Below are 12660 nucleotides of genomic sequence, written 5' to 3'. Positions count from 1 at the left end.
ACTTGCTCTTTTTTGATTCTGATACCCCGTCCGCTTGCGGCGGGGTAGTTCATTCCAAGAACCAAGATTATCTGTAGTAGAGGATATGTTGTAATGAATGAAACACTCGATCTTGCTAAAGTGCCTGAGAGCGATCGTCTTGCCTTCTATGGTGCGCTCTTCGCGATCGCATTTGCAGACAATTCCATTGACAAAGAAGAAGTTGAATTGATTTTCGGCATGATGGATTTGGAGGGGATGACTGAATCTGCGAAAAGACAAGTACAGTCGTATATCATTGAACCTCCTTCGTTGTGGGCGTGTTTAAGATCCTTGGAAGCGGCAGATGAACAGTTACGCTACGGTCTCATGATCAATCTAGTCGATACTGCCTGGGCAAATGATGAGCTAGGTGCAAATGAAGAAGAAGCGATTGTTTTGGCACAGCGCGAACTAAAGATCTCAAATGAACAATTAGACGCAATTAAGAAATTTATTCAGGAAGTTCGACAAATTCGGGTGCGTGGATTAGATGATAACTATGCGGCTGATGCTATGAAAACAGCGGTGGCAGGTCTTTCTGCTGTAGGGGTTCCCTTGGCGGCTGTCTGGTTTTCTGGTTCAGTTATTGGATTGAGTGCAGCAGGAATTACATCTGGGTTAGCTGGTCTTGGAGCACTAATCGGTATTGGAGGGATGATTCCTGGTATTGGCGTTGCTATTCTTTTAGGTACTGGCATTTTTATGGGTGTTAATGCCCTACTTGATACAGGAGACGAATCCAAGAAGGCACAGTTACAAGCTGAAAAAGAACGCAAAGCGCAGCTAGTGATTAAAAACATGCAAGGAGCTATTAATCAGTTAGTAGAGCAAATTGCAGGTCTTCAAGAAAAAGCGATTAACCTTGAGGCTAGTGCTTCTGATGCAGCAGCAAATCGTGAAGCAATCAGAATATTGACTGAGCGACTGAAGGCTATGCAGCAATTAATTGCCAAGCGGAAGCAAGCTTTTGGAGTGACCTAAGATGCTTTCTGACAAATATATTCTGGAGCTTGGTATTGCTTTGCAAGCCCAAAATCGTGTTCTCCGAGAACTTGAATTAGGAGTTTCTGAAATAGATATTAGTTTGACAGGAGCTGCCCAAAGGCTCTCTAGTGTTAGCGAAACAACACATCAACTTAGAGAACTTGAAGCTTTAATGGATGAGCTTGAGGCTGATCAGGATTGGATTGAAGAAGAAGACTTTGGTGATTTCGATCCAAACCAAATTTTAAGTCTCTATGAAAATCGCCAGCAATCTGTTTTTCAAGAACTAACCAAAATCGGGTTTAAGGATTGGGATAGCTTTGTAAGGCAATGCCAAACCTATGTGCTATCTCAGGGAGCTGATCCGATAGCTCCCTATGAAGCTTTTTTATCAGAAGCAGATCTCAAAACGCTTCAGGTAGAATCCTATGATGCTCAATATAAGTGGGATAAATGGGACTATATTTTTGTTGGAGCCAGTGGAATTCTTGCATCCTTAACTGACTTTCTCTTAGTTAGAATTCCCCAAACTTTGACAACAGGTGAATATGCTGGTCAAGCAGGTAGCCCCATACAAGCAGGTAGCCCCATAACTGAGTGGCTTAAGCGATATGACACCACAAAGTCGAACGATTGGTTTGCTCAGTGGGCAGAACATCTTTCTGAGACCTGTAAGGTTCCTTATGACTCAATGAGCTACGCAGGTGCAGGTGGAGTTGAACGTATTGCTGGCATGTGTCCTAAATTACATCGCTTTCAATCTTTGGGACATGATCCAGTTCTCGGCTTTGTTTTTGGTGTTTTAGATATTATGCGAGGAACGATTAGTGGTTTCTCCTACGATAATCTGACCCATACCCATACATGGATGCAAGGAACCGTTTGGTCTAATCTTGAACCTGTGGGACTCATTGAAGCAATCCTTCGCCAACTTGGACACCTGATTTCTGACGTGGCTACACCCATGGGTTTACCAGCACCCTTCATGACGTTAATTCAGGGGATTAATATTGGTAGCTTTGGAGAGAAGGGGCGCACAGTTGGAGAGATTGCTCGATGGATGTATTTAAATGGATACGATTTCAGGCATTTTCTAGTTTCTGGAATTACACCTGCGGTTATCGAAATTGCTCTTCGTGCATATATTATGTTGAGACATTATTCTGAATATGGGGAAACGAAATTTGATCTCGCCTCTCATCCAAAGTACCGAACAATGCTACTCATGGCTCATGGTATTGCAACGTTAGGGAATGCTGGCAAAATTGCATTGAGGCAGGGCAATCCCTTAGCAATTAACTACGCAGAGTGGATGGCTTTTATTCGGTATCTTATTCCAAGCATCAAATATTGGGTGTTTGACCAACACCAGTTACGAATGGAACATTTGGAGCACATTAACTCAACTGGATGGGATGAGCTATTGCAGAGTAGCGATCAGTTGCTTACAACTGTTACAAAATTTGACTCTTCAAAGATTATTCTGGGAAAGACACAGGATCAGTAGGTATAATTAGAGCAATGCTTTTAGCTTGAAGCCTGCTCTAATAGCCATAGTATGGAGACTGAATTGTGAGTCTTGTTTTGGAATGCGAATCCCCACCCCTTAGGGAAGATGAAACAGGAGCAATTCGGATTGGTGGTTCAAGGGTTTTGCTAGAACTGGTGATCCGAGCATTCCAAGATGGTGCTTCTCCAGAAACCATTGTGCAAAGATATTCAACGCTTTCTCTATCTGACGTTTACATCACGATTGGTTATTATCTTCGGCATCAGCAAGAAGTAGAATCCTATCTGAACGAGCGCGAACAGCTAGCAGAATCCGTTCGTCAACGTTTTTCAGAAATTCAGCCTGACCTGAGCCTGATTCGATCCAGGCTTTTAGCACAGCAAACTCCCTAAGCCTTATTATGCTGAGGCTGCTGAGTGATGAAAATTTTAATGGCGACATTGTGCGAGGATTGTTTCTTCGCAAACCGGATCTTGACTTATTACGTGTTCAGGATGTTGGGTTGCGAAAAGTGGATGACCCAGCAATTCTAGATTGGGCAGCAAGCAATGGGCGCATTCTGTTAACTCACGATCGTGCAACAATGCCAGACTTTGCTTATGAGCGATTATCTAAAGGACAGCAAATGTCGGGTTTATTTGTGATCAATGATCGGATGCCAGTCAGACAGGTAATCGATGAATTGCTACTACTGAATGATTGTAGTGAACAAGATGAGTGGAAAGGCATTGTCCTGTACTTGCCTTTGTAAACTGAGTAGCGATCGCGGCATAACAAATCGATGGAGCCGACCGTCGAGAGGTTATCTGTGAGAATTAGAGGTTATCTGCGGCGGCTCATCTCAATCGTTATCATGCTCCCGCACAAAGATAGATATTGCACTCGGTGTTGAGCTGATATCTGTTTTCCCGAAGCGTCCCAGGAGGTCTCTGTGGAGGGTAAGTATAGACGGGCGATCGCACTTAGTTCAAAGTTCCAGGAGGTAGTTGGTGGGGTGCAAGATGAAGGGCGATCGGTGTTCCCACGAGTGCGATCGCCCTCATCGTAGGGGGCATCCCTTAAGATGCCTCCAACTACTCCGCCGATCAATTTCTAGGAACGCACCAGACTTGTAAGCTTGAGCAAGCGTCGCCTCTTTTGCTCATCACCGTGCGATCGCCCTCTCTCCAAAACAATTCCTGCCTAGAAGTTCACTGCGAAACGGGTTGCGACGCTCCCGCAAACGCCAAAATTTGATTGAGCTTACCACTGCGGAATCCTTCCAAATCCAGCGTCACAAATAGGAATCCGTAGGATTGCAGTTCCGCCACCAGCGTTGGCAAATCTGTTGTCAGCACAAACTCCTTAATCTGCTCTGGCGGTAGCTCAATCCGAGCCGTGTCCCCCTCAGATCGCACCCGCAGATTTTTCAAGCCCATGCCGCGCAGATATCGCTCCGCCCGTCCGACGCGTTGAAGCTTGGCCACCGTAATTTCTTCACCATAGGGAAAGCGGGAACTGAGGCAGGGTTGAGCAGGTTTATCCCACCAGGGCAAACCGAGGATCTTAGAAATCTCGCGCACCTCTGCCTTGGTAATGCCCACTTCCGCCAAGGGCGATCGCGCCCCTCGTTCCTTGGAGGCCTGGATGCCCGGTCGGTAATCGCTCAGGTCATCGGCATTAATGCCATCCAGCACGTAGGGATAGCCGCGTTCTAGGGCTAGAGGCCTCAGCGTATCGTGGAGTTCGCTTTTGCAAAAGTAGCAGCGATTGACCGGATTACTCGTGTAGTTAGGATTTTGCATCTCGTGGGTTTGCACCACCTCATGACGAATCCCGATCGTGGCGGCCTGAATGCGGGCGTCTTCCAGATCTTCCGGGAGCAAGGAGGGCGACTCTGCCGTGATTGCCAAGGCGCGATCGCCCAACTGGTCATAGGCAACCTTGGCAACCAGCGTACTGTCAATGCCACCGGAATAGGCAACCAAAGCACGATCAAGATCGGCAAAAAAGGACTGAAGGCGTTCTAGCTTGTGGCGTACCGTCATGGCAGGAATCTATATTTGTAGGCTGAACTAGCGAATCTTCGGTTTGTCTTTAGGTTTTTAGACTTTTTCTAGCGTAGCGAATCTGGTACGGTGTCGGGTAATTCATCTAAAAAAGATCTGGACATCTTGAAGGGCGATCGCCCCAAAGTCGATTGTCACTAGGGCATTTCGTATCACCAGCTACAGCTATCCGTTCTAACCCCTTCCAAGATCTATATCACCAAAGGTCAAACCTAGCTTGAGCTAGCCTAAGGCAGAGAGGCAATCTGAATTTTGTTGAACCCATTGCAAGCACATTCCTAAACCGTGCATATCGAACAATACGATCCCGGAGACTTTTACGACGAGCTTTTTGATGAGCAGGGAAACCCTCGGCCAGAAGCCACCCAGCTGATCGAGCGGATTAAGTCGCTTTCCATGAAAGACCTGCAACAGCGCCAACAGGCCGCGCAAAGTGCGTTATTCAAGCTGGGCGTAACCTTCAACGTTTACAGCGATAATCAGGGCACGGAGCGGATTCTCCCTTTCGACATTATTCCCCGCATTGTTTCGGCGGCGGAATGGCAGTGGCTAGAGCGTGGCCTGAAGCAACGCATTGAAACGTTGAATCTGTTCCTCTCCGACATCTACGGTGAACAGAAAATTCTTAAAGATGGCATCATTCCGGCCGAATTAATTTACTCCGCGACGGGCTTTCTGAAACCGTGCATGGAGCTAAAGCCACCGAAAAACATCTGGTGTCACATCACCGGAACCGATCTGGTGCGCGATCGCGATGGAAAATGGTACGTCCTCGAAGACAACCTGCGCTGTCCGTCTGGAGTTTCCTATGTCCTGGAAAATCGACGGGTGATGAAGAGTACCTTCCCCCAAATCTTCAGCACCATGCCCATCCAACCTGTAGATGACTACGCCAGTCGGCTGTTGGAAACGCTGCTGAACCTAGCTCCTAACGGATTACCCGATCCCACGGTAGTCGTGCTGACGCCCGGAATTTACAACTCTGCCTACTTCGAGCATTCCTTCCTAGCGCAGCAGATGGGTGTCGAATTGGTCGAAGGGCGCGACTTGGTGGTTGCCGATGGCTTCCTCCAAATGAAAACGACGCGCGGATTGCAGCGGGTTGATGTGGTGTATCGCCGCATTGATGACAGCTTTATCGATCCGCTGGCGTTCCGTCCCGATTCGATGTTGGGGGTTCCAGGGCTAACCGACGTCTACCGTCAAGGCCGAGTGGCGATCGCCAACGCCCTCGGAACCGGAGTCGCCGATGACAAGGTGATCTACGCCTACGTCCCCCAAATGATTCAGTACTATCTGGGCGAAAAGCAGATTTTATCGAACGTGCCGACCTATCTCTGCTGGGAACCGGAACAGCAAAACCATGTCCTCGCCAATCTCGACAAGCTGGTGGTGAAGTCTGCCGACGAGGCCGGGGGGTACGGAATGCTGGTGGGCCCCCACTCCACCAAAACAGAGCAAGCCGACTTCGCCGAGCGGATCAAAGCCAATCCTCGCAAGTACATTGCCCAGCCGACCCTGTGCCTCTCCCGTGTCCCCACCCTCCTTGCCGATAGCGTGGAAGGTTGTCACGTCGACTTACGTCCCTACATTCTCTACGGCGAAGACATTTACGTGAACCCCGGTGGCCTCACGCGTGTAGCCCTGAAGCGGGGATCCCTCGTCGTCAACTCATCCCAGGGTGGCGGCAGTAAGGATACCTGGGTGCTGGCAACTTAGGAATCAGAACCCCAGGTGAAGAAGTAGAGGAGTTCAGGCGGATATGCTAAGTCGTGTTGCTGATTCAATTTACTGGATGACCCGTTACGTTGAGCGCGCTGAAAACGTAGCGCGGTTTATCGATGTGAATCTCAATTTGCTGCTAGATCTTCCGGTGGGTATCGAGCAGCAATGGCAACCGCTCATCTGGACTAGCGGCGATCACGAACTGTTTGCAGAGCGCTATGGCAACGCGACACCCGACAACGTCATCCAGTTTTTGACATTTGACACGGAGTATCCCAACTCCATCATTTCCTGCCTGCGATCGGCGCGGGAAAATGCGCGATCGGTACGGGAAACTATTTCCTCGGAAATGTGGGAGCAGATCAACGACTTTTATCTCAAAGTCAACGACGCCTCAACCACCCCCATGCTGTCAGGCTTGACGCAATTCTTCGCAGAAGTGAAGATGCACAGTCACCTGTTTGCTGGAGTCATGGATGCCACCATGTCCCACAATGAGGGCTGGCACTTTGGGCAAATTGGTCGGTTGCTGGAACGAGCCGATAAGACCGCCCGGATTCTAGATGTGAAGTACTACATCCTGCTGCCATCGGTGAACTATGTCGGCACAACCCTAGATGAACTTCAGTGGATTGCGTTGCTCAAGTCCGCTAGTGCCTACGAGATGTACCGCAAACGTCAGCACCGCATCACCCCCCAGAGCGTGGCGGAATTTTTGGTCCTTGATCGCGAATTTCCTCGTTCAATTCTCTTTTGTCTAACCCAGGCGGAGTCGTGTCTGTACGAAGTGGCGGGTGGCGCGTCTATAGCATGGCGCAATCCAGCGGAGAAAACCCTGGGCAAACTGCGCTCAGAATTGAATTACCTAACCATGGAAGAAATTGGGCAGGCCGGACTCCATGAGTTTCTAGATAATTTGCAATCGCGGCTGAATGTAGCTGGGGAGAAAATTTTTGAAACCTTTTTTGCACTGGAACCAGTCTCTTAGGGTAAGCTAAGGAGCGTTTGGGGCAAACGTGCAGACCCGTATCTTAGGATACGCTAGGGGCGATCGCCCTCTGCCTATACACGGGAAACGTTCTCCCGTTTGTCTTAAGGCTTATTCATGCTTGATGATAAATTCTGTTCTTTATACCTCGATGCTGCCCTTTCTTCGCTCGTTATTCTCCGGTTTGCGTCGGCTAAAGTTACGTCCTTGGCGGCGCGATCGCCTTCAGTTAGGCTTATTCTGCCTTGCGCTGATGACGGCGTTGCTGACCGTTCAACTCCATCAAACGTCGGTTCAGGCTCAGGATTGGTCGTCCTCCCCACCCTATGGCGACCCCGGCTCTAGCACTCCGGCTCCTGGAGAGCTATACCAACCGTGGAATCATGATCTAGACGGTGCAGAATCCGGAGACGAACAGGGCATTCCCTGCCCCGATCCGCCTAGCGCTCAGGTCTCCCTATTGGCCTTACAATCTAGCGTCGAGCAGGCCGCCACCTGGATTGAGCAACCCCAAACGCCAGTCTCTTCACTGCTCCACAGCCTTGCCCCCACGCTGGTTGCCCAGTTTAATGCCAGTCCCATGCCGGAAATCAACGAGCGGGCGCGGGCTGCACGGGTGCCCATTTTGATGTATCACGACATCATTGCGGAGAAGGAAGTCTTTTTTGATGTTACGCCTGAGGAATTTGAAGCCCATCTTCAATTGATTCAGGAAAACGGGTTAACGCCCATCAGCATGGATCAGTTGGTTCATCACCTGCGAACGGGCGTTCCCCTGCCTGAAAAGCCAGTGATGTTGACCTTTGATGATGGCTACTTGGGGCATTATCAGTACGTTTTTCCGCTGCTGAAGCAGTATGGCTATCCCGGACTTTTTTCGATCTATACCTACAAAGTCAGTCGGGACTATGGCCGACCCGGTGTGACCTGGGAGCAATTGCAGGAGATGGTAGCCGATCCCCTGATCACGATCGCCTCCCACGGCATTATGCATCCTCCCGACCTCCGCGAGGTGGATGATGTCGAACTGAAGAAAGAGGCGGAAGCGTCCAAACAGGAGCTTGAGGAACGGTTAGGCATTCCCATCCAGTATTTTGTCTATCCCGAAGGGAAGTATGACGAGCGGGTGGCTGCCGCAGTTCAAAAGGCAGGATATCTAGCCGCTCTGACGATGGACGATACTCAGAACCTGTTGGCCGGGGAGTCGGACGATTTGTTTTCCATTGAGCGGATTGGTCAGTCGCAGATTGAAGAGGCGATCGCCAATGCCTGGGGCGGCCCCGCCATTCGTCCGTGGGGCAGCACCTTTGATTTTTCCGCCCCGATTACGGTGAATCGAACGGAGGTAGACGGCATTCCCATCACGGTGATCACGGGGGGGCAACCCACCACTATCCACGCCGATAGCCGCTACCAAGTCCCGGAGATTATGCAGGGAACGGGCATTGAAGCGGCGGTAGATGGCGGATTCTTCTCCTTAGAGTTTTTGGACTCAAATCAGATGATTGGCCCGGTGATGGGCAGTAATGAGGGCACCTTTATTCCGGGCGATCGCAACGATGTGCCCTTCCTCAAGGGGCGTCCCCTGGTAATGATCAGCCCAACCGATGTGCGGTACATTCCGTTTGACCCTGAAAAGCACAACTCCCTGGAAGGGGTGCAGGCCGAAATGCCGGATGTGACGGATACATTTGTGGCTGCTGCTTGGTTGGTCAAAGGGGGGCAGCCCCAACCTGCAGAAAGTTTTGGCAGCTTGTTTGACTTTGATGCAGTGCGCCACCGGGCGTTTTGGGGCATTAACCAGAACGGACAACCTGCGATCGGGGTCAGCCACGATTTCGTCGATTCTGTTCATCTGGGTGAAATTCTCGCTAGCCTTGGGCTGCAAGATGCGGTCATGCTCGATTCAGGAGCTAGCACTTCTCTGGCTTACCAAGGGGAATCGCTGGTAGGTTACGAACCCCGTCCGGTTCCGCACATTGTCGGTTTATTGCCCACCGGACAAGCGAACACGATCCAAGCTTCGGCGTCTTCATGCTCCGATTCCTATCTTTCCGGTTCATAGCGGCGGCAGCTCTAGCCGACTGCGATTGTCAAGGAAAGGCGATATATAGGGATTCCTCTCACTCGATTAGTCAACAGCATGACGTCTTGATTAGCAGGTTGTGTTGGATTGGATAGTCGATTAATTATTTTGGCTCAGAACGCTAGGGATGGTGCTACTTTGTGTTCATTTCGTAATCCATTGTCGTCTTCTAACCAAGACCTCAAGATTGATTGGGATCATCTCCACACTCTTTCCGATCGCGATCTAGACTTTGAAATTGAATTGCTGACGCTGCTTGCCCAAGATACACGCGGACGAGTTGCAGAGCTTCGCCAAGTGATGTCCCAAAATAATTTTGCTCAGTTTCAGGAACTGACCCACTACATTAAAGGCGCAGCGGCCAATATGGGCGTTACCAGTTTAGCGGCGATCGCCCAACAGCTCGAAAGTGCCGATCCTGGTGATGCTCCTGGCATTCATCAGCTGATCGATCAGCTTGAAACCGCGTTGCAATCCCTAGAGGCATTGATCGCAGAATGACGTGCCTAGCAGCCAAGCCAACGCTCGATTTCCTCAATTCAAAACTTAAAACTTAAAATTCAAAGCTGGGATAGCAACACAACTCTGGCAACCTGTACGAACCCGTTTATTAACTAAAGCGCGGAGAAATCGTGTGACCCTATCCAACCCTAACCACAAGAGCGATCGCCCGTTCATGCGGTGGATGATCAGATATTCTGCGCCGCTCCTTTTGCTGGGGTTTATTCCCCTGTCCCTTGCCGCCGCGATCGGACATTGGGGCGCGTTAGCCCTGTGCCTCACATCAGCGATCGCCATTTTGGGGCTATCCATTTGGGTCAGCATGGCAACCGAAAAAGTGGCGATCGTCACCGGGCCATCGGTAGGGGGCGTCATGAATGCGGTGTTTGGGAATGCCACCCAGCTCATTGTGGCGCTAACCGCCTTGCGAGCCGGACTCATCGACATTGTAAAAGCCAGCATTACAGGCAGTATTCTCAGCGATCTGCTCCTGTTTTTAGGACTGGCGATGCTGATCGGCGGACTGCGCTACAAGGAGCAAGAATTCCAGCCGATCTTGGCGCGGGTCAACGGTTCATCCATGACGATTGCCATTTCAGCGATCGCCCTGCCAACGCTGGTCATTTACACCTCTAACGTGGTCGATCCCATTGCCATCCGCAACCTTTCCGTCGTGGTGGCGGGCGTTTTAATCGTGGTGTATGGCTTAACCCTGGTTTTTTCCCTCAAGACCCACAGCTACCTGTACGATGTCGGCCTTGCCATCGATCGCCCTGAGGAACCGGAGGAAACCCCATCTTTAGCGATGTGGATTACGATTTTGCTGGTGGCGACGGTGCTAGTGGCGATCGAGTCCGAGATGTTTGTAGACGTTGTTGAAACCGTGACCGAACGCTTTGGCCTCACGCCCCTGTTTACAGGCGTCATTTTTCTGCCGCTAATTGGAGACATTGCCGGAGTGGTCACGGTGGGGCGACTGGCTGTGAAGAATCAGATGGATCTCACCGTGGCCACCGCTATGGGCGATAGTTTGCTGATTGCGCTGTTTATGGCTCCGGTGCTGGTGTTGGTGGGACTGTCTCTGGGACAACCGATTGACTTGAATTTCAATCCCTTTGAGGTCGTAGCATTGGCGATCGCCATCACGGTCACCAATCTGATCAGCTTCAACGGACGATCGAATTGGCTGGATGGGTCGCTTCTTCTCGCCACCTACATTGTGCTGGGCGTCGCCTTTTACTATCACCCCGCGTGATATCAGTTTTGAGTTTTGAGGGTTCAGTTTTGAGGTCATGATGCGTTGTACCATCAGCGATTCCAGCCTTGGATCTGGAGCCGGAATCTAAGAAATGAGGATGAGTCCATGTACGACTGCCTCTCAACCTACGCAAACTGCGCCAACAGGTCTGCCGTTTCCTGTCCGGTGCGTTCCCAGGAAAACTGCTGGGCACGGTGTAATCCGGCTGTCCGAAGCTGCGATCGCAACGGGGAATCCTGCGCGAGATTTTGCATTGCCGCTGCCAACGCTGCCTCACTTGTCGGATCGACCAAAATCGCCGCATCGCCCGCCACCTCCGGCAACGACGCCAGGTTTGAGGTGATCACGGGGGTTCCACAGGCCATCGCTTCTAAAACCGGAAGCCCAAACCCCTCCCACAGACTGGGAAACACCAGGGCGATCGCCTGATTCAGCAGGGTTGGCAATTCGGCATAGGGCACATAGCTTAGGAATTTGACGCGATCGCCCACGCCCCGTTCGGTCGCTAGGAGTTCTAATTCCGGCGTGTAGCGCGGATCAGTCGAGCCAACGATCCGGAGTTCGGTATCCGTGTGTTTTGCAATCTGGGCAAAGGCTGCAATCAGACGGGCAAGATTTTTGTGGGGATCAGGACGACCAATATAGAGGAAGTAGGGCTGTTCTGGCAGGTCTAAATATTGGAAATGCTCGCGATCGTAGGCCAGGGGGATCGCCGTAATCCGATCACAGGGAACGTCAAAAAACTGGTGAACATCCGCTGCCGTTGCCTCGGAATTACAAATCACATGCTCGGCCTGCCGCACCACCAAGGGCACCCAATGGCGAAAATACAGGGTGAGGGGCGATCGTCGGTGGGGAAACCGGAGCGGAATTAAGTCATGAACCGTGATCACGTAGCGACACCGAGAGGCGATCGGGGCTTCGGGGATCGGTGAAAACAGGAGGTTTTGATGAAGCTGACGGTATAGCTTCGGCAACCGCCACTGTGTCCAGATCAAGCGGGATAGATGCCCCCTAGTTCCATGTTCGGCGGTGAGCTCTACTGGAATGGGGTGACAGTCAAATCCCTCCATCGCTCGGCTGCTCAGCACTATAGGTTCGAGATTTGCTAAATGCGGCAACAAATTCTGGGCGTACACCGTAAGGCCAGTCGGCTTCGAGATCAGAAACGATAAATTCACCAGCATGGTGGAACAGAACGGGCAATCGTGCCCTCCCATAGTCCCAAAGATTGGCAACCTTGGCTATGACCCGATGGATGCAGCTTGGTAGGGACTGCATTCACATCTCCAGCCAGAGACTCCCAAAACTATATTGTTACTGAAGTAAGATGATCTATCATGGTGAAAGGCTGGGTAAGGGAGGAAAAAACTCTGAATTTCACCTGAGTTTCGCCATTATTGACGAAATGTACTAACATAGATATACTACCTGCTTGCATAAACTTACGTACACATACTTAATTTAAGTAGTTTTACGTAAAGTTAGCTTTTAGACGGGAAGCCCCGCGATGTACCTGAAAGGTCAGCGTCGGGATGA

Annotated in this window: 11 protein-coding genes; 9 read left to right on the top strand and 2 right to left on the bottom strand. The window is 50.6% G+C overall.

Annotated features, from left to right (window positions below; all coding sequences use genetic code 11):
• Window positions 1-93 precede the first annotated feature (93 nt).
• The 4 genes from IGR76_13585 to IGR76_13570 all read left to right on the top strand — a co-directional run bounded on the left by IGR76_13585 (window position 94) and on the right by IGR76_13570 (window position 3266).
• Window positions 94-1002, top strand: coding sequence for a TerB family tellurite resistance protein (locus IGR76_13585; protein MBF2079509.1), 909 nt, complete (start codon window positions 94-96; stop codon window positions 1000-1002).
• 1 nt (window position 1003) lies between these two features.
• A complete protein-coding gene (locus IGR76_13580) occupies window positions 1004-2512 on the top strand; it encodes a hypothetical protein (protein MBF2079508.1) in 1509 nt (502 codons plus the stop codon).
• 65 nt (window positions 2513-2577) lie between these two features.
• On the top strand, window positions 2578-2907 hold the full coding sequence (locus IGR76_13575; GenBank protein MBF2079507.1) for a DUF433 domain-containing protein: 330 nt from the start codon (window positions 2578-2580) through the stop codon (window positions 2905-2907).
• An 8-nt stretch (window positions 2908-2915) separates the two neighbouring features.
• The gene (locus IGR76_13570) at window positions 2916-3266 is read left to right on the top strand and encodes a DUF5615 family PIN-like protein (protein ID MBF2079506.1); all 351 of its coding nucleotides are present in this window, start codon (window positions 2916-2918) and stop codon (window positions 3264-3266) included.
• A 439-nt stretch (window positions 3267-3705) separates the two neighbouring features.
• On the opposite strand, the gene larE is transcribed toward IGR76_13570, so the two are convergent.
• Entirely contained in the window at window positions 3706-4542 is an 837-nt protein-coding gene (gene larE, locus IGR76_13565; protein MBF2079505.1) for an ATP-dependent sacrificial sulfur transferase LarE, read from the bottom strand.
• 306 nt (window positions 4543-4848) lie between these two features.
• Between larE and IGR76_13560 the strand changes: the two genes are divergently transcribed.
• The 5 genes from IGR76_13560 (at window position 4849) to cax (ending at window position 11118) form a co-directional block, all read left to right on the top strand.
• Complete coding sequence (locus tag IGR76_13560) at window positions 4849-6282, top strand: circularly permuted type 2 ATP-grasp protein (protein ID MBF2079504.1); 1434 nt, start codon at window positions 4849-4851, stop codon at window positions 6280-6282.
• Between the two features lie 43 nt (window positions 6283-6325).
• Window positions 6326-7276: an alpha-E domain-containing protein gene (locus IGR76_13555; GenBank protein ID MBF2079503.1), complete on the top strand. Its 951-nt coding sequence runs from the start codon at window positions 6326-6328 to the stop codon at window positions 7274-7276.
• A gap of 253 nt (window positions 7277-7529) precedes the next feature.
• Window positions 7530-9341: a polysaccharide deacetylase family protein gene (locus tag IGR76_13550; GenBank protein MBF2079502.1), complete on the top strand. Its 1812-nt coding sequence runs from the start codon at window positions 7530-7532 to the stop codon at window positions 9339-9341.
• Window positions 9342-9521: 180 nt separating this feature from the next.
• The gene (locus IGR76_13545; GenBank protein MBF2079501.1) at window positions 9522-9863 is read left to right on the top strand and encodes an Hpt domain-containing protein; all 342 of its coding nucleotides are present in this window, start codon (window positions 9522-9524) and stop codon (window positions 9861-9863) included.
• A 184-nt stretch (window positions 9864-10047) separates the two neighbouring features.
• The gene (cax, locus tag IGR76_13540) at window positions 10048-11118 is read left to right on the top strand and encodes a calcium/proton exchanger (protein ID MBF2079500.1); all 1071 of its coding nucleotides are present in this window, start codon (window positions 10048-10050) and stop codon (window positions 11116-11118) included.
• Window positions 11119-11246: 128 nt separating this feature from the next.
• Here the strand turns inward: cax and IGR76_13535 are convergent, their stop codons facing one another.
• Window positions 11247-12341 carry a glycosyltransferase family 4 protein gene (locus IGR76_13535; GenBank protein ID MBF2079499.1) on the bottom strand — a complete coding sequence of 365 codons (1095 nt, stop codon included), beginning with the start codon at window positions 12339-12341 and terminating at the stop codon, window positions 11247-11249.
• Between the last annotated feature and the right edge of the window lie 319 nt (window positions 12342-12660).

This window comes from Synechococcales cyanobacterium T60_A2020_003 (assembly GCA_015272205.1).
Taxonomy (GTDB): Bacteria; Cyanobacteriota; Cyanobacteriia; order RECH01; family RECH01; genus JACYMB01.
This window is presented reverse-complemented; position numbering and strand designations above follow the sequence as displayed.

What these genes read in the sequence shown, in the direction of transcription:
- IGR76_13585 (MBF2079509.1), top strand. Translation starts at nt 94, where the DNA reads ATGAATGAAACACTCGATCTTGCTAAAGTGCCTGAGAGCGATCGTCTT.
- IGR76_13580 (MBF2079508.1), top strand. Translation starts at nt 1,004, where the DNA reads ATGCTTTCTGACAAATATATTCTGGAGCTTGGTATTGCTTTGCAAGCC.
- IGR76_13570 (MBF2079506.1), top strand. Translation starts at nt 2,916, where the DNA reads ATGCTGAGGCTGCTGAGTGATGAAAATTTTAATGGCGACATTGTGCGA.
- larE (MBF2079505.1), bottom strand. Translation starts at nt 4,542, where the DNA reads ATGACGGTACGCCACAAGCTAGAACGCCTTCAGTCCTTTTTTGCCGAT.
- IGR76_13555 (MBF2079503.1), top strand. Translation starts at nt 6,326, where the DNA reads ATGCTAAGTCGTGTTGCTGATTCAATTTACTGGATGACCCGTTACGTT.
- IGR76_13550 (MBF2079502.1), top strand. Translation starts at nt 7,530, where the DNA reads ATGACGGCGTTGCTGACCGTTCAACTCCATCAAACGTCGGTTCAGGCT.
- cax (MBF2079500.1), top strand. Translation starts at nt 10,048, where the DNA reads ATGATCAGATATTCTGCGCCGCTCCTTTTGCTGGGGTTTATTCCCCTG.
- IGR76_13535 (MBF2079499.1), bottom strand. Translation starts at nt 12,341, where the DNA reads ATGGGAGGGCACGATTGCCCGTTCTGTTCCACCATGCTGGTGAATTTA.